Consider the following 22,128-nt stretch of genomic DNA (forward strand, 5'->3'; position numbering starts at 1 on the left):
GAGATAATAAAATTTCTCTCGACGCCCTCATTATAACGTGTATATTTATAAAATTAATATTTTTATATTTTCAGAAATATTAAAGCGGAATAATTTTATATGGATAATATTTTACAGTTAGCATGTAGCCATTGTTTTTATCGCGTAAAGCTAAATTAGTTAGTAAAAATATACAATTATACATTGTCTTTCTAGGTGACTCATTCTAAAAATACTTATATCCCCTTTTATCAAAAAAAATTATTTTAAACACAAAAGATATTCTAATAAATAATTAATGTAGACAAAAAGAAGAGATTCACAAAATACAAAAACCAATTTTTAGGATATATATTATCAATATTGAATTCATATACATTTTTTAAAAAATACACTGAGCAAAAAACAAAAAAACTGCCCCATATGGACAGCTCATTTACATAATTATCGTTATCAAAGATTCACAAACAAATCACTTCAATGTCATCTTAATTCTAGTTTGTTCGACTCTTCTTCAGAGATATCTCTATGTTTGTAATGAATCGTTTTTAGATCATTTCCTTTTATGCGAAAAGTAATTGTGTCCTCTCCATAAGGCGGATTGTGTGCACCCTCAAAAGTTTGAATTTGAACAGTTACATAAAAAGTATAATTTGTTGTATCTTTTCTTATTTCAAGTATTTTTTCAGAACCTCGATACCAAAGTTTTGGTTCCTTATAATAGTTTTCAACCTCTTTGCTTATCGGCTCCAATAAGAGCTCAATTACTACTTCTTTTAAAAGTTTTTTGGGTACAGGTATTCTGTTGATTTTCTTTCTTTTTACATCTATAATCCTCCAAAAATCCCCGCTCTTTTCAACGGTATAAAGAACATTCGTACCGTCCGCTTTCAAAAGATGAAAATAACCTTTATTTCCCTTAATATATAATCGTGGTTCATTAATCCACTCACCTTCTGTTTGCACTATCCCTAAAAACAACTGAGTAAGTGGCGTTATCTTATAATCTAATTGGTTAAAGTCTCCAAACGAATAAAGTTCATAACCGGTTAAATCTATGCCAAAATTTCTGTTTATATCATTTTCCTTTTCTACAATTGCTTGAGCAGAAATGCATGGTAATAAAAAACTAAACAGACATATGATGCTAACCATTGTTAATCTTATTTTCATAACATCAATCCTCTCTTTTATTAAGATGCAACAAAAGAGAGGATATTATTGATTAGGGCATAAGCTAAAAAATTAAACTCCCCCATTAACTAGCTCGTTTATCGAGTTTAATTTTGAAGAAAGCTCGATAAACCATTCTTCATCCCCTGTTAATAATGCAAGATCTATAAGATAAAGGATTTGTTCCTTATTTATTACCTTTGATTCAGGGAGTTTGTTAACGTGTTTACTAAAGAGTAAAATCGCTTCGTTTATTGTGTACTGGCCGTCACGTTTCACAATACTAACTGTAACTATATCCTCTACATCATCAAGTGATACAATATAACCAACTATTAATTCACCTTCATTTGATATTCCACGAACCCAATCTCCTACTTTTAAAACATGATTATTATTTGACATCATACCGTTTCACCTTCCTATAAATATTTTTTGTGACGATAAAAAAGATATAAAAACAAATTATACTGTAATATTTTTCATTACATTTAAGTATTAAGAACTCACGGCTATATAATAATTAAGCCGCTTAACGCTCTTGATTGATAAGGTCAACAACTTCTTTCATTGTATAATTCTTTAAGTATTCACCTAGATGCTCTTCAGCACCTAAGAAAATAGCGAAAAGAACTTTTCGCATGTTCGAACCTACAACACACTGATTGTTTGATTCTGGACACTTCGGCTGCAAAGCACCTTCAGAGGTTATCTGATAAATATGCCAAAGATTAATTTCATCTAAATCGCGAGCGAAAATAAAACCGCCACCAGTCCCCTCTTTCGATTGTATAAACTTATGTTTTTTTAACAAACTTAGTACTTTGCGAATGCGTACTGGATGAACACCTGCACTTTCTGAAATAGCATTACTTGTTGACATCCGGTCTGGCTGTAAAGCTAAATAAGTTAAACTGTGAATGGCCAAGGTAAAGTCGCTGTTCATGATTTTCCTCCTACGATTAAAAATATTGTTTCTCATATATTAACATACTGTAGCCATAAATATTACAGATTGGTTAGAACGTTAAAACATATAGAATACTTCTTACCATAAAAAAATTAATTCCTTTATATTCTATCCGGTCTCACCTATATCCGATAACTTCATTTAGCTTTTTAAGTTGAAAATAAAATTAAACACTCCACTGTTTCTTCACTTGTTCTTCTGCCAGTTGTTTAATTTTTGTCCAAATCGTATCTTTACTCACAATAACATTTGTTTGATAATTTCTATCATTATAATTAACTGTAACACATACTTCAATCATCTTCTGCTTCCTCCTTTCAAGAAAATTTCTTATTTATATTTAATACCTGAAAAATTTTGAATTTAGTTATAATCTCTAGCATATAACTTCATTTGTTTAAATAATTAAGTTTAAAAACCCCACTGTTTCTTCACTTGTTCTTCTGCCAACTGTTCAATTTTTGTCCAAATCGTATCTTTGTTCACAATGACATTTGTTTGATAGTTTCTGTCTTTATAATTAACTGTAACGCATACTTCTATCACCTTCAGTTTCCTCCTTTCAAAAAATTTCTCTTTCATACTATTACTTATTAATTAGCCAACTTTTGCAGTTCAATGTTTAAAAATGTTCGGACACTACGTGGTAAAAATTTGCGAATTTCTTCTTCGTTAAAACCAATTTGCAATCTTTTTTCATCCAGCATAATCGGGCGACGCAACATTAGTGGATGCTCAATTATTAATGTATAAAATTCATTTAGCGAGAGCTCATCAATATTTATATTTAAGTCCTGAAAAGTTTTGGATCTAGTTGAAATAATTTCAGTAGCCCCCTCTTCAGTTAAACGAAGAATCGATTTAAGCTCATCAACTGTCATAGAATTTGATACGATGTTTTTTTCAATATAATCAATTTGATGCTCTTCAAGCCATGCTTTCGCTTTTCGGCATGAAGCACAGCTTGCTGTTGTATATAGAATTACCATATTTAACTCACTCCTTTAATGTTATTAAACGTACATTTTAAATATCGCTTATTGAAATGTATTAAAAAAAATTACAGTTTAGAATCAAATTCACATAATGTTAATTATTCAGCAATGTTTCATTTATCTCTATTATTCATGCTACATTTTACAGACGTTAACAACTCACTTTTAAAAATCTTACTGTAATTTTAAACTTTACAGTTCAATTAATCAACTGTTAAGTCTTGGATTAATTTTAATAACACAACAAATTATTCTCATGTAAAATTCCCCATAGCATGATGGCTCCTTCAAAGCACATTTCACGCATTTCTTGCTTACAAGTGCTATTATGGATTATATTCATCCTAATAAAAAGTACGTACTTTAAAGTGTTATAGGTACTAAAAAGTAACATATGCATTTTCAAGTGCCATTCTGCTTATTTCTCTCTTACATCGGTTATTATGACCGATATTTAGCACAATAAATAGTACGCACTTTAAAGTGTTATAGGTACTAAAAAGAAATAATTTTAGTATTGCAACGGATGTAGGCTCACAACTGTAATCTAAATTCATCAAAGGAGTTTTTTTTATGAAGACATACAATATTCCTGTAGAAGCGACTTTAGAAGTTATTGGCGGAAAGTGGAAAGTTGTTATCCTTTGTCATTTAAAAAAAGGAACAAAAAGAACGAGTGAATTAAAACGTTTAATGCCTGGTATTACGCAAAAAATGTTAACCCAACAATTACGGGAACTAGAAGAAGATGGTGTAATCCAAAGGAAAGTATATGACCAAGTACCACCAAAAGTAGAGTACTGTTTAACGGATTACGGTTCGTCTTTAGGAGCTATACTCGATTCCCTCTGTTCCTGGGGAGAAGTTCATCTTGAAAAAACCGGGAACACATCCATGCTGATTACAGCAGATGAATAATAACTGTAGAAGACATAAAATAGGTTGAGACAATACTTGCCTCAACCAGTTTTTATGTCTCTTTATAATTTTTTGCCGTAATGACTGTTTCAAACTCAAAGGTTTCCGGTAGATGATCTGCATAAGAATATTCAAAAGTTCGTCCATCCGTTAAGTAAGCTACTTGTTCAACTCGCATGAGGAAATCCTGATTTGTTAAGTTCATAAACTGCTTTTCCCTATCATCTGGGCGAATTCCTTTAACCCTGACAACAGATGTCCCTACTTCAAGACCAAGTTTATTTTGAATATGTGAGTATATCGACTCCTCTAAAACAGAAGCCTTAACACCTGGGATAACCGAAATTGGCATCCATGTATGCTCCATAATCGTCGGAATGCTGTGAATGATGCGGAGGCGAATGATTTTATAGACGAAATCACCGATTGAAACTCCCAATTTCTCAGCAACTACTTCATCAGCACCAACAATCGCAAACTCGATAATTTTACTTTCTACCTCACTGCCGTAAACAGCTTTCGTACCTGTTAAAGTTTGAATCATTCGTGCCTTTTCCTGCTGACGCCAATCTTGCACCACTGTTCCACTTCCGCGCCGGCGGATGATGTAGCCGTCTCTTACTAACAGATCCAGCGCTTTTTTAATAGTAAGTGCTGAAACATCAAATTCTTCAGCAAGGACGGGGCTACTCGGAATTTTTTCATTGATTTTATATTCACCGTCTAAAATTTGCTGTTTAATCTTTTGATAAATGCCGAGGTATTTTACTTGTGTTGATCCGCTTGCCATTTCCATACCTCCTTTATACTGCATACTCGCTTCTATTCATTCAAATGTAAAGCCTCAAGTTTGTAGACTGAAGGTGATGGGGCAGCAAATCCGTTTTCCAAGATTTCAATATTCGTTACCGCTTCTTCGTCTTTCACAAGTTTTGGTGCACCATTTACAATTGTGTCATAAGCTGCATCATAGAAACGACCATAATCACCAAGCGGTGTTTTAATTTGTTTTTCAATCCAGTCACCATTTGCATTACGATACTTAGCAACTCCATAGTACATCGGTGAATCTTCACCAAACCCTGCACTCTCAGGCATAATCCCCGCTTTCAAATCATTTTCTTGCTGATCTTCACCGTATTTAATAAATGATCCATTTGTTCCATGAACGATAAAGCGTGGATAATCTTTCGCTACGATATGGTTCGTTTTCAGCTTAATCTTCAACTGATTTCCATAATGTAGACCAACATCGAAATAGTTATCAACCGCACCTTCCACTTCATTATTACGAATATCGTATGTCACTGTATTTGGACGGCCGAATAGTGAAATCATGCGGTCCATCGTATGAATACCTAAACTGTAAAATGAACCTTCTTCTTTTGGAGCTTCATGAGTGATTGAACCAGGACGGAAATAATCAATATGTGATTCAATCTCAATAATATCACCAAGGAATCCTTGTTCAACTACTTGCTTTACAGCTAAAAAATCACCATCAAAACGACGGTTTTGATAAGGCATAACGACTACACCTTTCTCTCGTCCTAAAGCTAATAATTCTTTCGCATGTTCTACTGTATCGCAAAATGGTTTTTCAACGATAACTGATTTTCCGGCTAGTATAACTTTTTTTGCTAATTCATAATGCGTATGTGCTGGCGTACAGATCGTCACGACTTGAATTTCTTTGTCATTCAACAATTCGTCTAAATCAGTAGTGAAGTAAACACCTTTTTCCTCATATGGAGCCGCTAATTTTTCATTTATTTGACGTACAAAAATTGTTTTTACTTTTATATTATTACGTGTCTTTAGATAAGGTAGGTGATAACGGTTAGCTGATTTTCCAAATCCAATAAAGCCCATTGTTAATGTCATGTTCTTCAACTTCCTTGCTCATAAATTTTCGTTTCTACATTTATTATATATTTTTATCTTTAAAAGTATATAGTTTTAATTTCAAAATTATATATAAAAAAGTCGAGATAGAAATCATTTTCTGATTCCCATCTCGACTTTACGTTATAGACTTATATCCTATCATCATTTTATTTATACTCAATGACTTGAGAGCTACTTGGCTATATACTCTTATTCATACATATACGAACGTGTCATCGGAATTGTATCATTAATCCCTTTTGTAAATACAAATTGATGTAAATCAATATTACCTGTAAAGAACGAAGCTGCACATGCATTTAAATATAAACGCCACATGCGGATAAATCGCTCATCTTTCGTTTTGCGAACTTCCTCTAGTACGTTTTCAAAATTTTGAGCCCAATGTTGTAATGTATTCCCGTAATGTCTACGTAAGCTTTCCACATCAACAATGAAAAATTGTTCATTTGTCATGTTCGTGATTAATTCGTTAACAGCAGGAACATACCCACCAGGGAATATATATTTTTCAATCCAACCATTCGTAGCACCACCATTAGCCGGAGAAGTAATGCAATGTAGCAGAGAAATCCCGCCATCATTTAGTAGTTTGTTAACTGTTTCAAAGTATTGCGTAATGTTGTCTTTTCCTACATGTTCGATCATACCTACACTAACAATTTTATCAAATTTACGATTCCTAATATCGCGGTAATCAAGTAAAGATACTTCAACTAAATCCGTAAGTCCCTCTTGTTTAATTCGCTCGGAAGTCTTTGCAAATTGTTCCTCGCTTAATGTTACTCCCATCGCTTTCACACCGTACTGCTTAGCGGCAGCTGTAATGAGCTCACCCCACCCGCAACCGATATCTAATAGCGTATCACCTTTTTGAAGGTTCAACTTTTTCAAAATATGATTCACTTTATTATGCTGCGCTGTCGTTAAAGAATCTTGTTCACTTTGGAAATACGCACAAGAATATGTCATTGTTTCATCAAGCCATAATTTATAGAAATCGTTCCCAATATCATAATGATGAGCAATATCTTCTTTATTTTTTTGTTTTGAGAAATTCCATTTACTTTTGAAATATTGCAACTTACTATCACCTAAAAAGCTATCCTGCCTTTTATAAATAGATTGAATTGCTTTTTCAAGATTCCCCTCTATTTCAAGGTCCCCATTCATATATGCTTCACCGAATGCAATAGAAGGATCCTTAGCAATTTCTTTTTTTGAGAGCGGCTTATGGAATGTTATATGAAATTGAGGTTCCCCTTCGCCATATTGTATTGTTTCTCCATTCCAAAGTGTAATTTGAACTGGATCTGAAAACAGATTTTTAAGTATTTTTTTATAAAAAAGTTCTTCAACCATAAAAACATCTCCTACTAAAAAATTGAACAAAAAACTATACTAGTTAATAAGTCTTTTTGAACATAGCTTAAAATCTTTATGACTTCTTGCTACGAGTGTCATTATAAAACGGTTATATTATGAAGCATAGTACGTACTTTAAAGTGATGTAGGCACTTTTAAGTACCCATGACTGAAACAGGTCCTCAAAAATTTTACTTTTCATCATAACAACTTTCTAAAGTTTTAAAACGAAAAACACCACCTCTTCATTAGGTGGTGTTTTCAATATTACATATAGAGATTTCACTTAACTTCTGTGTTTTTTCTATCTATGCATCGTTCTCCCCATGCGGTTAATTGATTTAATACATTTTGTAAAGACCACCCATAATCGGTTAGGGAGTATTCTACTCGAGGGGGAATTTCTTTGTAAATTTCACGTGTAATCACACCATCTTCTTCCAGCTCACGTAGTTGCTGCGTTAACATTCTCACAGAAATTTCAGGAATTAGACGTTGCAACTCACTCGTTCTCTTCGTCCCTTTCGTTAAGTGACATAAAATGACGACCTTCCACTTTCCACCGATAATTTCTAAAGTTGCTTCTATAGGTATATTATATTGTTTCACGCGATCTCCTCTCCTTTTTTATAAATTTCTTATCTATTGTTACGTAAAAATAAATAATTTTCTATACGGCACATTTTAGTTCCTACAGCACAAAAAAGTACCTATATTACAAAAAAGTAATTATGCTGCTTAAAAATCTCCCTCTATACAAAAAGAAAAAACGAACGTATTCTCGTTCGTTTTTTCTTTCTTTATTCAGCTGCGGTTATAAGCATAGACGTGTTACCATTCTTTTCAAGATGATTTTCTCCCCAGTTACAAAGAGTATCGAGTATAGAATCTAAAGAATGACCGTAATCAGTTAAAGAGTATTCTACTTTTGGTGGCACTTGGTTATACACTTTTCTCTCGATTACACCATCTTCTTCTAATTCACGTAATTGTTGCGTTAACATCTTTTGTGTAATACCAGACATTAATTGTTTTAATTCGCACGTTCTCTTTTTGTCTTTCTTTAAATGACAAAGGATAACTACTTTCCACTTTCCACCGATAACCTCTAAAGTTGCCTCTACAGGAATATTGTATGTTTTCATATAAAAATCTCCTTTAATAATTTTATAAGACAAATAAGCTAAAATATTTAAATATTACTTTTAAGTATCTATAGCACCTTAAAGTACGTACTTTTTATTGTGTTAAACATGTTTCATAATAGCATACGTAAACAGCAGATGAGTAGTACGGCACCAAAAAGTACCTGTATTACTTTTTAGTATCTATATCACTTTAAAGTACGTACTTTTCATTATGTAAAATACATTTCATAATAGCATTTGTAAGAGTTGAGTGAGTCATGCAGTGTTAGAAATTACCTGTTAGTACCTGTACTTTAAAGTGAGTATTTTTATCATACATTTTGTCAGACGATGAAATGACATGTTTTCATTTTCACATCCATTCACAATGAATAAATAATTTTCAAATACATTTTAGGAGGATATCTATAATGAGTAAATTACTAAAAGAAAAAATCGGGTTTGGTACAGCACCACTAGGAAATATGTACCGTAATATCCCAGAGGAAGAAGCAATCGCTACAGTGGATGCTGCTTGGGAGAATGGCGTTCGTTACTTTGATACAGCTCCACTTTATGGATCTGGATTAGCGGAAATCCGTCTTGGTGAAGCACTGTCAAAAAGAAATCGTGATGATTACTTTTTAAGCACCAAAGTAGGTCGAACGATTTCAGATGAACTAGAAGATCCATCTGCACGTGATTTAGGTGAAAAAGGCGGACTTTTCGAATTTGGTCGCAAAAATAAAATGATCAATGACTATAGCGCAGACGCAACACTTCGTTCTATCGAGCAAAGTTTGAAACGTTTAAAAACAGATCGTCTAGACTTTGTTTTCATTCATGATTTAGCACAAGACTTTTATGGTGATGAGTGGATTTCACAATTTGAAACAGCTCGAACAGGAGCATTCCGTGCGCTAACACGTTTACGTGAAGAAGGAGTTATTAAGGGCTGGGGGCTTGGAGTAAACAAAGTAGAATCAATTGAACTTATGCTTGATTTAGAAGAAGCGAAACCAAATATATCCTTACTAGCTGGTCGCTATTCATTATTAGACCACGAACGTGCATTGCAACGAGTAATGCCTGCAGCTGTAAAGCATAATATGGATATTGTTGTTGGTGGCCCATATAGCTCAGGTATTCTTGCTGGAGGCGCTCACTTCGAATATCAAAAAGCATCGCCAGAAATTATTGCAAAGGTTGAGAAAATCAAAGCTCTTGCAGATCGTCACGACATCAGCATCAAAGCTGCTGCATTACAATTTTCACTAGCAAATCCAGCAGTTGCTGCCGTTGTTCCTGGTGCAAGTAAACCGGAACGAATTGTAGAAGACCAAAACGCCTTAAATACAGTAATTCCAGCAGCATTCTGGGAAGAAATGCGCGAACAAAAACTAGTAGCACCTAATGCACCACTACCAATCAACGTAAAATAATAATATAACTTTAATCAGTGGGAGCATCTCCCACTGATTATTTACCCGTAAATACCGGGATGAAAAGGAGCGTAATGAATATGGCACATACTACTACATCTATGGAAATTTTTGCTTCACCTGAACAAGTATGGCAATTAATCGGAGGTTTCAACTCCCTTCCAGACTGGTTACCTTATATACCTAGCAGTAAATTAACGGAAGGCGGTCGTGTACGTCATCTAGCTAACCCAGATGGCGATACAATTATAGAACGATTAGAAGTATTCAATGATAAAGAGCGCTACTACACGTATTCAATCATGAATGCACCGTTCCCAGTCACTAATTATTTATCTACAATCCAGGTTAAAGAAGGTACTGAAAGTAACACATCGTTAGTAGAGTGGTCTGGTACATTCACTCCTGTTGAGGTTAGTGATGAAGAGGCAATAAATCTGTTTCATGGTATTTACAGCGATGGACTGAAAGCATTACAGCAAGCATTTCTAGATTAATTCATGTAATTGATTGAGACGAAAAAGTAAATTAACAGTCAAATATTCGATTTTTTTAGTTAAATTCATTATGAAAGATAAACAAATACAAATTTCATGCCTGCTTGTTATTGACAAGAAATAAAAAATACTACCTCCAAATGGAAGGTAGTATTTTTTTATTAATCAGGAAAAACAATTAATCCCTCTTCTTTTTCCTCCTGTTTTAAATCTTCTTCTGGAAAGGTTACAGTTGAATTTTTATCACCTGTTCTTTTTGTTTCTTCACCTGGAAATACGAAAGTTGAATTTTCTTTTCCTTCATTTTTTTCTACGTTATCTGGAAATACCATAGGATCATTGGTAGTCAAATCATTATGAAATCCAAGGTTAGACAAAATCGCTTTTAAATCTGGTAAAACCCCTATTTTATCAGATGATGGGTTATTAGTCTTTGTGCCTGTATTAGGATTACTTAAAATTGCTCTCAATTCTTTTGGTGTATATGCCTTACCTAAATGTTCTTTAGCAATGCCTTGAATCGATACAGCAGCCCCAGCAATTATAGGCGAAGCGCTAGAAGTACCACGAAAATTAGAAGTATAACGATTAATTATGTTCTGATCTGTAACTTTTTGTCCTTTACTATTTTGATTTTGATATGTATCTAATGTATCAACATATTCTCCCCAACCATATACATCAATTCTACTACCATAGTTAGAGAAAGCTAAACGTTTATGAGGAACTCTTGCAGTAGATGCTCCAACTATAATAGCTCCTGAATCTTTAAAGTCTTGACTATTTCGATTTAAAATCTGTTTACCATTACGGTCTTTAAATTCATCTAAATCAATCCCACCATTACCAGCTGCTTCTACAATAATAATGCCTTTATCTGTACCTTTGCGAATTGCATTAAATATACTCGGGTATACTTCTACTGGTAAAGGGTCATCTCCATATCCATCATATTTAAAGGACTCTTCTATTAATAAAACATCTCCAGCCTGTAAAGAATCTACGGCACTTAAAATAGCATCTCTTACATCAATTCTCCCATTATCTCGGATTACTGAAATTACTTTTGCCTTTGCTTTTGGTGCAATTCCAATGTTCCCAATCCCATTGTCAGCTGCAGAAACAACACCTAGAACTGAAGTACCGTGAGAAAGATCATTACTCATTTTTCCAGACATAAATTCAATATTTTGACCGACTAAATCTTCATGATTTAATAACCAGCCTTCTTCCAAATCTACAAAAGTTGCTCCCTGACCATTTCCTCCTTTAATTCCCCAAGCATAAGGAGCATTAATTCCTAAAGGTGCCTCTTCAAGATATCCCTGTCTCGAAAATCTAGGTTCATCATAAGGATTGACTGATAGTACAGGCAATCTCGAGCCAGTTGTTGTATTTATACTCTTATTAGAACGAACTTGTATTTTACTAGAATCGTTATTAGCAGCATATACTGTATTTGTTACAAATGTCGTACCTACCCCAGCAAAAGCTGTAATTGCAAGTGATGATATTAACATACCTTTAAAATTTTTCATTTTTCCACCTCTAGTTTTCTATTAGAAATAACATATTTAATAATGTGTATGAACCAAAAGCATTTTATCTTATTATAAAAATCAATAGATTTTATAGCTTTTTGATTTACATAAAAACTCCCTTCATTCTTGTAATTCAATATGTACATCTCAAAACAACAAACTTACTGTAACTATTATAGTTACACCTTTATTAATTTTCAACTACGAAATATAAATTTTTAAAAATAAATTTATATTACTTTAAAACAGCACTAACCTTTTACCCACATAAAGTGAAACTTTAATCAGTGGGGTTTTGTTCATCCCCCACTGATTATTAGCCCTCACCAATCGGGCATTTACGGGCAGTTAATGCGGGATAAAAATGCCAAATATCTATCCAAATTACAGCAATCAATAAGTTTATGGACTACGAAAGAAATACGAAAAAGCAAAGCACTAAGTGCTTTGCTCCTTATAAAATCCCTTTTAACTTTTCACCAATTAACTTCGCTACATACTCATAACCTTCTGGCCCAAAGTGTAATCCATCTTTTTCATCATTTTCTACAAATCTTTTATAATCCCGTTCTTGAATCATTTCAGCGAATACGTTTAGAAAATAACTTCCTGTTTCCCTCGCCACTTTCTCCACCACGTCTGCATACTGACTAAGCACTCTATTTGTTCTATTACGCTGTCTTTCTTCATCAACTGGTGCAGGACTAATCAGTAGTACTTTATCTGATGAAACTTGGTTCACAATCTTCTCTAAGTTTTCTTTATATGCTTGTAATGACACTTGAGAAAAAGAAACTGCATCATTCGTACCAAGAAAAACTGTTACGAAATCTGGTTTATATGATATTACATCTTCTTCAATCCTATTTAACGCATCGAATGTATTATCACCTGGAACACCTGCATTCACTACTTTCCAGTTCGGAAACATCTCTTGCAAACGTGGTGTTAATCTCGGCATTCCATCAAAAAATGTTTCATCAGCTGTAATACTATCTCCAAAACATACTAACGTTTTCATTAAGCTACTCTCCTTTTACGTATGAAACAACTTTCCTTCTATTGCTTTTATATATCTGTCAGCAGAACGTTCAACTGCCTCATTTGCATTTTCTTTTACTACTCGATGAAAAGCGTTGTATAAACGATTAAACTGTAACGGCTTCACTCGATTCACCATTTCTTCCACTTTTCTCGCTGGTAGTGGAATTAAGTTTGGATAGCTGTACATGAAGCTTACCCACCGCTCATCTGCTACAACTTGAATAATATCACCTGTTAACAAAATCCCTTTTCCGTCATTACCTTCTTCCCAATGTAAGACAGATCCACCACTAAAATGTCCTCCAAGACGATGCACAGTAATCCCATCCGCTAATTGTAAAGACTCACCAGACCAGTAAATAATACGACTACTCGGACGCATCACCCACTCTTTATCATCTTCGTGTATATAAATTGGTACATCAAATGTCTCTGCCCATTCTACTTGCGTTGAATAATAATGAGGATGAGACAACGCAATCGCATCTAATCCGCCAAGCTCTTTTATTTTCGTAATTGTCGTTTCATCTAAATACGTAATACAGTCCCACAGTAAACGATATGACTCTGTTTTCACTACAAATGCCGTTTGACCGATTGCAAATCCTGGTTTTGTTGTAATGCTATAAAGTCCACCTTCCTCTTCGATTATTTCATTTTTATATGTATCACCAATTTGTAAGCTTTCCAGTGTCGTCCAAGATTGTCCTTTTGGATTCACATATTGCCTCTCTTCATCACAAATATGACAGCTCACCGGTTCTTCTACACTCGCCGCATACTGCACGCCACACGTTGTACAAACGAAATTTTTCATAATAAATTCCCCTATCCCTATATTTTTATTAAGCAGATTTTTGTTGATAATGATCTGCTTTTTTATTTTCAATTAATAAACTTATAAAAGTAAGTAAATAGACAACTGTAACCGATAACGGAATTACAGTAAATCCTTTTTCTGCAAAAAGAATCCCGCAAACTGACGTTACAAATACAGTCCCTACTGACAATAAACCATAACTTTTACTTTCATAAATCCATACGTACGGAATAAAATGAACACCTATTAACATCGCTACTACAAAAGGTAACCATTCTGGAAATTGAAAATAGGCAAGTAATACAAGTGGAATATTCAATACATTTATTCCACCAATTAAGCCTGCCAAAACCCCTAACGGATTTCCTTTCGCAAACATATCAATCTTCAATATAGCAGCTATCATTAAGCCAAAAGGAAACACACAGCCCATACCGATTAAATATACCCACACCACTTGTTTTTCAGAAAGAACAAATCCCGTTATACTCATAACTATCCAAAATAAAACACCGGCTAATATAATCGGTAGGCCTCTCTTCGTTTTTATTGCTAAATCCTTTTTCGCTTCTGCAACATTCATCTCACTATCTCCCCAAAAATATTTGTACTATAAAGTCACCTCAACCTCACCCATCCAATAACGCCAAGCTTCTAAATAATCTTCTAAATCTTTCGGGTGGTGCCGTAAACATGTATCTATACGCAAATATAATCCTATGACTATCTCTTCATATAAATCACGGTCATTTTTATGAAATACACATTGTTTCATCGCATAACCAATCGTTTCTTTTGTTAAATCTTCCGGAGTTGAACAGAACGCATAAATTAAATCATATATAGGATCTCCTAACACTGGTAAAGGATCAATTACACCGTGCAGCTCATTCTCTTTAAATATAAAGTTATGAAATCCAAGATCACCATGCAATAAAAACGGCTGATTTATTCCAGCGTCCCTATTCGCTAACTTAAGAACCGTTCTATACTCTTCTTCACTTATGTAACGCCTTACATTTTCATGAGCTTCTATCACATTTGTTGTTAAAAATTCACTCCAAGATTGAACCGGATTTTCTTTCCATCCCCAGCCATCAACCTCTGTAGCTACTTCATACTCATTGATAACTTCTTTTACAAGTTTACAAAGAACACTCCGTTTATAGCCTAGTTTGCAAGAAGTTGTGCCCTCAAGGAATGAGTAAACAATATAGCGATTTAAAGGTTCCTTATATAAAAGCTTTGGAAATAATTCGTCCTTTTTATAAAACTGAAGAAAATAAGCTTCTTCACGTATGACATCCGATTCATTCAACTTTACAACGTATTGTTCATCTAACAAATATATAGTGCTTGTCGTTCCCCCGTTTAATGCTTTTACGCTATTTGGATAATGTGAAATAACTTTTTCCTTAACTAGTTGTGCAGTGATTATTGAAATGTCCATTCTCTCACCCTTTAATTCGGAAGATTCCCTTAATTCAAAAGACAACTTTACTATTATTTGACAAACGCAAGGAAAATCCTCCCAACCATCCTAATATAACAAACAACAATTTTATTTTATTACAATGGCTTTCTTCAATATCCCATTTATGATAACGTGACTTTATCACTCTAAATGCTCTTCATATACTCTAATAATTTCTATTGCAGGGTCTATGTCTTGTAATTTATGAGCCAAACTTTCTACACCAAACACTTCTGTAAACGTATGACTGCCTACAATTAAATTAATCCCTTTAAATTTCGCATGTTGCACTGTATATAATGTTTTTTCACCTGTTATGTACGTGTCACACCCTTTTTCTAATGCACGTTCAATCAAATTTGTATTGTTTCCTGCACCGGTTAAAATCGCAATCCGTTTTACTGGTTTATCGTGATTTCTCCAGCTCTTCACTTTCTCTTCCATTTTTTCTTCAAGTTTTCCAACTAAGTTTGAAAAAGGAATCGCTTCTTTATATTCTCCTATTCCCGGTAGTTCTTCTTCCTCATACGTGGAATATTCCAGTATTGTATCTATCCCAATTCCGTTAAATAACGATGTACACGTGCCAAACTTTACAAAATCTAACGGCAAATGAACCCAAAAATGATTCATTTCATATTGCTTCAATTTCTCAATACAAGCCTCTTCCATACCAAATAAAAAACTCCACGGCGCATGATGTGTAACTATCATATCGACTCCATTTCTATACGCTTCTTCAATAGTTTCTAACGTTAAATTTGTTGTGTAACCGATTTTGTGAAATTCATCTTTACTTATATGAGTAAAACCATATTCATCATCGCCGTATTTATGAAGATGCTCTCCAAATAGTGATGTTATATGTTCGTTAAACTGCTTTATATTCATTTTATTTCTCCTTTCATTTACTTTTATATTTCAAAAATAAGGAAATACTAAATAAAAACGTTACATACATATAGGAGGACACCATGAAACCTGAATTTTTAAAAGCTATACATGATGCCATTGGAAATGTTGAACACATTCATATAGAAGAAAGCGGTGCTGACAGCTTACTTATCCATCATGATGATGCACAGCAATTACAACAAGTCGCTAAAACGCTAGAAAATAACAATTTTCGCTCTGCTTTAAGAACAACTGGAGATGCTTCGTATATTGAAGTATTGAACAGATAGTGAAAGTCCGGATGTATGCCGGGCTTTCTTTTTTTATATTGAAACTTCAAACTCTTTCACATACACCGCTGTTCCAGCGATATCTATTTGTAACTTTTCGTTTTCTATCCCTTTCGTTACATAAACGGTTACACGACCATCTTTATTTATTTCCTGTCCTTGCTCAACGATTAAATCCAATTCATGTTCAAAATCTTTCTCTAAATACTCCGCATAATACGCTCCCATTACACCTGAAGCTGTTCCTGTCACTGGATCTTCAATCGTCCCAGCGTAAGCTGATGAAAAATGACGGCCGTGCATTTGTGCTAGTTCATCATAAGTTTCTAGACAAATTGGGTGAATAGAAGCATTAGGTATTTCTTTTAATACTGATGGAAATGCAGCATTATTAGGTTTCATTCTCTCACATGCATTAAGATTTTTAATCGGTACAATTACAGTCCAATTTCCCGTACTTCCATATACAATCGGTAAACTTACATCTAAATCATTTACTTCTAAACCAATACTATGAGCTAATTCTTCTTTTGAACCTGTAAACTCTTTAAACTGAGGTGCTGCCTGTCTCATTTTAATAAAGGTTTCTCCATTTTCATTTACACGTATTTGTATCGGTAAAATCCCAGCCTTCGTTTCAATCGTAAGGTTACTTTTCTCTTCTAATAAACCTTTTTCGTGCAAGGCATATATCGTCCCTACTGTCCCATGACCACATAAATCCATTTCAAAACCAGGTGTAAAATAGCGCATTTTTATATGTGCTACTTCTGAAGAAAGAACAAAAGTTGTTTCGTTAAATCCAATTTTTTCAGCAATACGCTGCATTTCCTCTTCCGTTAATCCATCTGCTTCTAATACAATACCTGCTGGATTTCCCTTATTTGGTTTATTCGTAAATGCATCGTAATGAAATACGTTTATAATCTTCATCTTCTTTTCTCCTAATCTACTTTAAAAATTTTATAATAAAGCTCTGTCTCCGTTTTCACCGAACAATTATTTCTCCAAAATATCCTCTGCATCTTTTCATTTGAAGTATGCGTGCTTCCGATGTAATAAGTAGCCCCCATTTCCTTTAACATATGTAAAGATTGAAGATGCATATGAGAAGCAACTCCTTTCCCGCGATAATAAGGCATTACTCCAAAGTAAAATAATCGTCCTTCACTTTCTGTTCCAGTTTCTATATGTGGTATGGACATACCAATTGGCCCAGTTTTATCATAAAAAACAATACATGACTTTTCCCAACCCTTACCTAACTCTGTTTGCACGGAATAAAAATGTTCATCGATAGTTAAAATTGAAGTTTGATTCTCTGAACCCGACATACATTGTTCCCAAATATATTTAAATTCTTTTTCCGATAACGTTCCTTCTGCTATTGATCGATATGTATATTGTCTTTCAAGCTCTTCTACATTGTTCAATTCTCTACATACTTCTATCTTTGCGGCATACAAAGAAAAACCGACATCAAGTAACACTTTCACACTTGAGTTATAACTACTAAACCTTTTGTTTAATACAATACTTGCTCTTTTTAACTCCCAATTAAAACAAACCTCTTCAAATCTACTTATCTTTTCTTTATATGTTTGTACGTTATACAAAACATCTTCTTCTATTTCTTCAATCGTTACTGCATTTGGTAAGCCATTTAATACTTTTTTAGAAGGGCCAAATAGATTCTGAATGATTGCAAGATCGTATATCACCACTTCAATTCCCCTACACCAGGCTCAATAAACTTCCCTGAAATATCCTCATTTGAATCTATTACCCAATCATATATATTTTTTGCTCCTTCAGCCGGAGTCATATTCGCATCAAAGGCACCAATATCAGTTTTTAATTTTCCTGGGTGAATGGCAGTTACACGAATTCTTTTATTCTCAAACTCTTGTTGTAAGCAGAGTGTTAACATATTTTGTGCTGCTTTAGCAATTCGATATGAATATGAGAACTGGCCTTGCGGAAACTCATTGTTCGCCATTTTATGTAATGATCCTAATCGAGAGGACACATTTACTATTCTCGGATGATCCGATTTAGCTAACGCCATATATGTACCTTTTACAGCCCGAATTACACCTAAGCAATGAATATTAAATAAATCCGTTAACTCTTCTGAATTTGTATGTAAAATCTCAGTCTCCTTCCCAGTAATGCCAGCGTTATTTATAACTAGATCAACATGCTCTGTATATTCCTCAAGCTGCTTCTCAATTTGCTCCGTACTCTCATCAACCGATAAGTCTGCCAATATAGGAAAACATCTACAACTATACATTTGCTTCAATTGCGTTACCGCAACCTCAGTTCTAACTAACGGATAAACGATATGCCCCTTTTCATGAAATACTTTTACTAACTGTAACCCTAATCCCCGATTTCCACCTGTAATAACCACTCTCATATACTCATCTCCTTATTTTTAAAATAAATAAGAAAATCCATCCACTTACCATTCTCTAATGAAAATGCCTCTCTCTTGCATTCAAATGAAAAGCCTGTTCTTTCCGCAAGACGTACTGATGGCTCATTATCAACACGTATATGTAATTCGATTCTATGAAAATCAAGGCAACTAAAAAATAACGGTAGCGCAGCTTTCACACTTTCAACACCATATCCATTTCTCCAATATTGATTATGTATGGAGTATCCCATCATCGCCCATTGATAGTCCATACGTAAAATTTTAATCAGCTCTAGCTTACCAATATTAGCTCCGTCTTCTTTACGAAAAATACCTAATACATACATCTCATCTCGATGTGCTGCTTCATCAAAGCCTTTTATCCATTCCGTGAACCATTCTTTTGTTGATGATGCCATAACTTGATAGCCATCGTCATATTTATACTGCGATGGCAGTCTCTTATTAAATCCATCTAACCAACTTTCGTAATCATCTTTTTGGAACGGACGGATCATAAGTTTCTCTGTCTCTACCTGTAATAGCGGCAGCTTCATTTACATCTCTTCCTCCAGTAATTGATTGAATATTCTTTGTCATCTTACACGAAATACAAAATCTAGTAACAAACCTTATGCCCATCAACTTAAGAAATTAGTAGTTCCCCAATACGAAAAAAATAAGTCGAATTCTATAATTAACTGTATAAGGGGAAATTTTTCATTTTGAGGTAATTCCAAACCCTTGGCTTGATAACGATGTGACGGTCGCCCTCCTTAGGAGAATTACTTGGATTCACTAATGAAGAAATTGTACCAAAACGTCATTTTAAATAATCAAGTCAGATTATCTATTTCTAACTTGATTATTTAAAATATAAACCTTTGCCCACTGGCTGAACAGTTTCAAGCACAGTGTCAACCATTTCTTCATTAATCAAGGTTCTTATAATCCAAGCTGAGAGGTCTTGAGCAGCAAAACAACCTGCGGCAGTCGAGATATTCCCTTCGTTTACGAAGCTTTGTTCAATAACGTCTACATCAAATTCTTTAAGTTGTTCTACTACAGATGGATATGTAGTTGCTTTTTTGCCAGTTAACAATTTTTTAGCTCCTAGTAGTAGTGAACCAGAGCACATAGAGCCTATTAATTGTCTTTGAAGATCTACATGAATGCTATTAAGATATTCTTGATTTTGATATAAACCTTGGACCCCCTTGCCACTTGCAAATATTACTGCGTCAGCGGAAGGTATATCAGATATGCTTCCTGTCATGGGGATACGTAAGCCAGACATGGATATATGAGTTTTTTCCGTTCCTAATAGCTGGACATTCCAATCAGAAATACCGCCAACTAAACGTACACGATTTAATAAATCCCATGGTAAAAAAACATCTATATCAGTAAAGTTATCGAAACAGACTATCGCAATTTTCATTCTCTAGCCTCCTAATTATTGAAATATTAAAAACATTTTAATTATAACAATTTCAAGTGGAGGTAGCGAGGTTTAAATTGCCTAATAGCCGAATATCGTTCGAGCGTTACCAAGCTAAAAAATTGCATCAAAAAAACAAAAACGTTTATACTCTCCACTAACAGAAACATTAACAAAAACCCAGTCATGCTTTATACATAACTGGGTTCTCCATCGTTTCATAATTTTCTATTTCACAAGAACTACATCTCGTAATTCCCTCTTCAACACTTTTCCTAAAGCATTTTTCGGTAACTCATCTATGAATACCACTTCTGGTATTTTGTAACTGGCTAATTTCTGTTTACAATACTGAGTAATACTTTCTTCTGTTAATATTGTTTCGCTATCCTTCACAATGAAAGCTCTTGGAACCTCTCCCCAAAAGTCATCTAGAACTCCAACTACTGCAACTTCTAAAACACCATGTATTTCATGAATAACATCTTCTACTTGATCTGGATATACATTGTCACCACCGCGTATAATAACGTCTTTATATCTTCCCATAATATGCAGGAATCCGTCGTCATCTATCATGCCAGCATCACCCATGTTAAACCAGTTATCTTTTACTACCTTCTTTGTCGCCTTTTCATTATTCCAATACCCTTTAAACATGTATGGACTTTTCACATGAATCTCTCCAACTTCATTTGTTGTTAGTTCATGTCCTGTTTCCGGATGAACAATTTTCACCTCTACATTTTTTAAGGTTTTTCCTACAGAAGACATCTTTTCTTTTCCCATCATTGGATGCCATGAGGTTACAACCCAACCTTCTGTACTACCATAACCTTGCACCATATATATTCCTTTTTCCATATATTTTTGAATGAGTGTTTCTGGCACTTTTGTACCACCGCTTTGTGCTACTTTAAAGGTTGAAATATTACGTTCTTTTTTATTTAATTCATCAAGCATGTAACTATAAACAGCAGGGAACGCAAGCATCGTAGTAATTTTCTCTTCTTCAATCTTATCCCAAATAATAGCAGGATTCGAATCAGCTAAGAAAATCATCGTAACGCCATGATAAATACAATTTAAAATAGAAAGCACGCCACTCATATGGAACAATGGATGCACAGATAAAAAGCGTTCACCTGCTGGGATTTCTCTTTGTCCCGCAATTTCAGCAAAATAGTGATGTAAGTTTTTATGTCCAATTACACATGCTTTCGCCTGTCCAGTCGTTCCTGAAGTAAATAAGTAAATGGCGTCGTCTTCTTCATGAACTTCTACGTTCGGTTCTGTCATTGGCTGTTTTTGCAGCTCTAATTCAAATGAACCAAAACCTTCTTTTGTCGTTTGAATTACATAAGGAATTTCTTTAACAGCATCAACATTTAATAACACTTCACTAAATTCTTCATCAATAACTAACACTTTTAATTTCGCTTCTTTTACAATCGTTTCTAATTCATATACAGTAAGCTGATGATTTAGCGGAATAAATACCGCTCCAATTTTTAAACTTGCCATCATAACACTTGGAAATGGGTGATTATTTTTGCATAGTATTCCTATACGATCTCCTCTTTGCACACCATTATGTAACAAATAATGTGCAAGCTGATTTACTCGTTCATTATATTGCTGAAACGAATATCTTTTCTTCCCTCCTACAAGCGCTTCCAAATTTGGTGACTGCATTGCTCTCTTTTGTAATAATTGTCGCATCGTTCTCAAGTAAAACTCCCCTTTATATATGTTAGGTTTTTTATTTTACCAGATTAACTATTAATTTACTAAAGATTAAACTTAGTGAATATAAGAAGAATAT

The 22,128-nt window shown here is 34.1% G+C and carries 27 protein-coding genes; 4 read left to right on the forward strand and 23 right to left on the reverse strand.

Annotated elements, in window-relative coordinates:
• Window positions 1-462: 462 nt before the first annotated feature.
• The 6 genes from IBT51_RS08830 to spxA form a co-directional block, all read right to left on the reverse strand.
• A complete protein-coding gene (locus IBT51_RS08830; RefSeq protein ID WP_000702350.1) occupies window positions 463-1,152 on the reverse strand; it encodes a DUF3888 domain-containing protein in 690 nt (229 codons plus the stop codon).
• Between the two features lie 72 nt (window positions 1,153-1,224).
• Window positions 1,225-1,560, reverse strand: coding sequence for an IDEAL domain-containing protein (locus IBT51_RS08835; RefSeq protein ID WP_000987464.1), 336 nt, complete (start codon window positions 1,558-1,560; stop codon window positions 1,225-1,227).
• 124 nt (window positions 1,561-1,684) lie between these two features.
• Window positions 1,685-2,098, reverse strand: coding sequence for an Rrf2-family transcriptional regulator SaiR (gene saiR, locus IBT51_RS08840; RefSeq protein WP_001083465.1), 414 nt, complete (start codon window positions 2,096-2,098; stop codon window positions 1,685-1,687).
• A gap of 190 nt (window positions 2,099-2,288) precedes the next feature.
• The gene (locus tag IBT51_RS08845; protein WP_000573532.1) at window positions 2,289-2,423 is read right to left on the reverse strand and encodes a BA3454 family stress response protein; all 135 of its coding nucleotides are present in this window, start codon (window positions 2,421-2,423) and stop codon (window positions 2,289-2,291) included.
• A 110-nt stretch (window positions 2,424-2,533) separates the two neighbouring features.
• A complete protein-coding gene (locus IBT51_RS08850; RefSeq protein ID WP_000573515.1) occupies window positions 2,534-2,668 on the reverse strand; it encodes a BA3454 family stress response protein in 135 nt (44 codons plus the stop codon).
• 47 nt (window positions 2,669-2,715) lie between these two features.
• On the reverse strand, window positions 2,716-3,111 hold the full coding sequence (gene spxA, locus IBT51_RS08855; protein ID WP_000236189.1) for a transcriptional regulator SpxA: 396 nt from the start codon (window positions 3,109-3,111) through the stop codon (window positions 2,716-2,718).
• Between the two features lie 579 nt (window positions 3,112-3,690).
• Between spxA and IBT51_RS08860 the strand changes: the two genes are divergently transcribed.
• Entirely contained in the window at window positions 3,691-4,035 is a 345-nt protein-coding gene (locus IBT51_RS08860) for a winged helix-turn-helix transcriptional regulator (protein ID WP_200458132.1), read from the forward strand.
• 52 nt (window positions 4,036-4,087) lie between these two features.
• Here the strand turns inward: IBT51_RS08860 and IBT51_RS08865 are convergent, their stop codons facing one another.
• From IBT51_RS08865 to IBT51_RS08885, 5 genes are all read right to left on the reverse strand, one after another.
• Entirely contained in the window at window positions 4,088-4,825 is a 738-nt protein-coding gene (locus IBT51_RS08865) for a GntR family transcriptional regulator (RefSeq protein ID WP_000146276.1), read from the reverse strand.
• Between the two features lie 32 nt (window positions 4,826-4,857).
• Window positions 4,858-5,919: an oxidoreductase gene (locus IBT51_RS08870; RefSeq protein ID WP_098127962.1), complete on the reverse strand. Its 1,062-nt coding sequence runs from the start codon at window positions 5,917-5,919 to the stop codon at window positions 4,858-4,860.
• A 213-nt stretch (window positions 5,920-6,132) separates the two neighbouring features.
• On the reverse strand, window positions 6,133-7,305 hold the full coding sequence (locus IBT51_RS08875; protein ID WP_200458131.1) for a cyclopropane-fatty-acyl-phospholipid synthase: 1,173 nt from the start codon (window positions 7,303-7,305) through the stop codon (window positions 6,133-6,135).
• Window positions 7,306-7,590: 285 nt separating this feature from the next.
• Window positions 7,591-7,917 (reverse strand): winged helix-turn-helix transcriptional regulator, encoded by a 327-nt coding sequence (locus tag IBT51_RS08880; RefSeq protein ID WP_000816339.1) that lies wholly within the window; start codon window positions 7,915-7,917, stop codon window positions 7,591-7,593.
• 191 nt (window positions 7,918-8,108) lie between these two features.
• Complete coding sequence (locus IBT51_RS08885) at window positions 8,109-8,453, reverse strand: winged helix-turn-helix transcriptional regulator (RefSeq protein WP_000860820.1); 345 nt, start codon at window positions 8,451-8,453, stop codon at window positions 8,109-8,111.
• A 413-nt stretch (window positions 8,454-8,866) separates the two neighbouring features.
• Here IBT51_RS08885 and IBT51_RS08890 point away from each other — a divergent pair, with 413 nt between their 5' ends.
• Window positions 8,867-9,877: an aldo/keto reductase gene (locus IBT51_RS08890; RefSeq protein ID WP_000040529.1), complete on the forward strand. Its 1,011-nt coding sequence runs from the start codon at window positions 8,867-8,869 to the stop codon at window positions 9,875-9,877.
• An 80-nt stretch (window positions 9,878-9,957) separates the two neighbouring features.
• Complete coding sequence (locus IBT51_RS08895; RefSeq protein WP_016080843.1) at window positions 9,958-10,374, forward strand: SRPBCC family protein; 417 nt, start codon at window positions 9,958-9,960, stop codon at window positions 10,372-10,374.
• Window positions 10,375-10,535: 161 nt separating this feature from the next.
• Here the strand turns inward: IBT51_RS08895 and IBT51_RS08900 are convergent, their stop codons facing one another.
• The 6 genes from IBT51_RS08900 to IBT51_RS08925 form a co-directional block, all read right to left on the reverse strand.
• Complete coding sequence (locus IBT51_RS08900; RefSeq protein WP_088024545.1) at window positions 10,536-11,912, reverse strand: S8 family peptidase; 1,377 nt, start codon at window positions 11,910-11,912, stop codon at window positions 10,536-10,538.
• Window positions 11,913-12,369: 457 nt separating this feature from the next.
• Window positions 12,370-12,936, reverse strand: coding sequence for an SGNH/GDSL hydrolase family protein (locus tag IBT51_RS08905; protein ID WP_000855207.1), 567 nt, complete (start codon window positions 12,934-12,936; stop codon window positions 12,370-12,372).
• Between the two features lie 15 nt (window positions 12,937-12,951).
• The gene (locus tag IBT51_RS08910) at window positions 12,952-13,776 is read right to left on the reverse strand and encodes an MBL fold metallo-hydrolase (protein ID WP_053563921.1); all 825 of its coding nucleotides are present in this window, start codon (window positions 13,774-13,776) and stop codon (window positions 12,952-12,954) included.
• A gap of 28 nt (window positions 13,777-13,804) precedes the next feature.
• On the reverse strand, window positions 13,805-14,362 hold the full coding sequence (locus IBT51_RS08915; protein WP_078401559.1) for a DUF7010 family protein: 558 nt from the start codon (window positions 14,360-14,362) through the stop codon (window positions 13,805-13,807).
• A 27-nt stretch (window positions 14,363-14,389) separates the two neighbouring features.
• A complete protein-coding gene (locus IBT51_RS08920) occupies window positions 14,390-15,229 on the reverse strand; it encodes an aminoglycoside phosphotransferase family protein (RefSeq protein ID WP_053563919.1) in 840 nt (279 codons plus the stop codon).
• Window positions 15,230-15,394: 165 nt separating this feature from the next.
• Window positions 15,395-16,144 carry a Nif3-like dinuclear metal center hexameric protein gene (locus IBT51_RS08925; protein WP_001022440.1) on the reverse strand — a complete coding sequence of 250 codons (750 nt, stop codon included), beginning with the start codon at window positions 16,142-16,144 and terminating at the stop codon, window positions 15,395-15,397.
• A gap of 83 nt (window positions 16,145-16,227) precedes the next feature.
• On the opposite strand from IBT51_RS08925, the gene IBT51_RS08930 reads away from it, so the two are divergent.
• The gene (locus IBT51_RS08930; RefSeq protein WP_001992924.1) at window positions 16,228-16,437 is read left to right on the forward strand and encodes a hypothetical protein; all 210 of its coding nucleotides are present in this window, start codon (window positions 16,228-16,230) and stop codon (window positions 16,435-16,437) included.
• Between the two features lie 33 nt (window positions 16,438-16,470).
• Here IBT51_RS08930 and IBT51_RS08935 read toward each other — a convergent pair whose 3' ends face one another.
• The 6 genes from IBT51_RS08935 to IBT51_RS08960 all read right to left on the reverse strand — a co-directional run bounded on the left by IBT51_RS08935 (window position 16,471) and on the right by IBT51_RS08960 (window position 22,025).
• Complete coding sequence (locus tag IBT51_RS08935; RefSeq protein WP_088024539.1) at window positions 16,471-17,370, reverse strand: PhzF family phenazine biosynthesis isomerase; 900 nt, start codon at window positions 17,368-17,370, stop codon at window positions 16,471-16,473.
• Between the two features lie 11 nt (window positions 17,371-17,381).
• A complete protein-coding gene (locus IBT51_RS08940) occupies window positions 17,382-18,158 on the reverse strand; it encodes a GNAT family N-acetyltransferase (RefSeq protein ID WP_140155631.1) in 777 nt (258 codons plus the stop codon).
• The gene (locus IBT51_RS08945) at window positions 18,155-18,859 is read right to left on the reverse strand and encodes an SDR family NAD(P)-dependent oxidoreductase (RefSeq protein ID WP_200458130.1); all 705 of its coding nucleotides are present in this window, start codon (window positions 18,857-18,859) and stop codon (window positions 18,155-18,157) included. The genes IBT51_RS08940 and IBT51_RS08945 overlap by 4 nt, the downstream gene beginning before the upstream one ends.
• Entirely contained in the window at window positions 18,856-19,419 is a 564-nt protein-coding gene (locus tag IBT51_RS08950; protein WP_088024530.1) for a GNAT family N-acetyltransferase, read from the reverse strand. Before IBT51_RS08950 ends, IBT51_RS08945 begins: the two co-directional genes overlap by 4 nt.
• A gap of 308 nt (window positions 19,420-19,727) precedes the next feature.
• Entirely contained in the window at window positions 19,728-20,303 is a 576-nt protein-coding gene (locus IBT51_RS08955) for a DJ-1/PfpI family protein (protein WP_053563915.1), read from the reverse strand.
• Window positions 20,304-20,531: 228 nt separating this feature from the next.
• Window positions 20,532-22,025 carry a class I adenylate-forming enzyme family protein gene (locus tag IBT51_RS08960; protein ID WP_197241952.1) on the reverse strand — a complete coding sequence of 498 codons (1,494 nt, stop codon included), beginning with the start codon at window positions 22,023-22,025 and terminating at the stop codon, window positions 20,532-20,534.
• Window positions 22,026-22,128: the final 103 nt, after the last annotated feature.

Source organism: Bacillus sp. S71 (assembly GCF_016625265.1).
GTDB lineage: Bacteria > Bacillota > Bacilli > Bacillales > Bacillaceae_G > Bacillus_A > Bacillus_A cereus.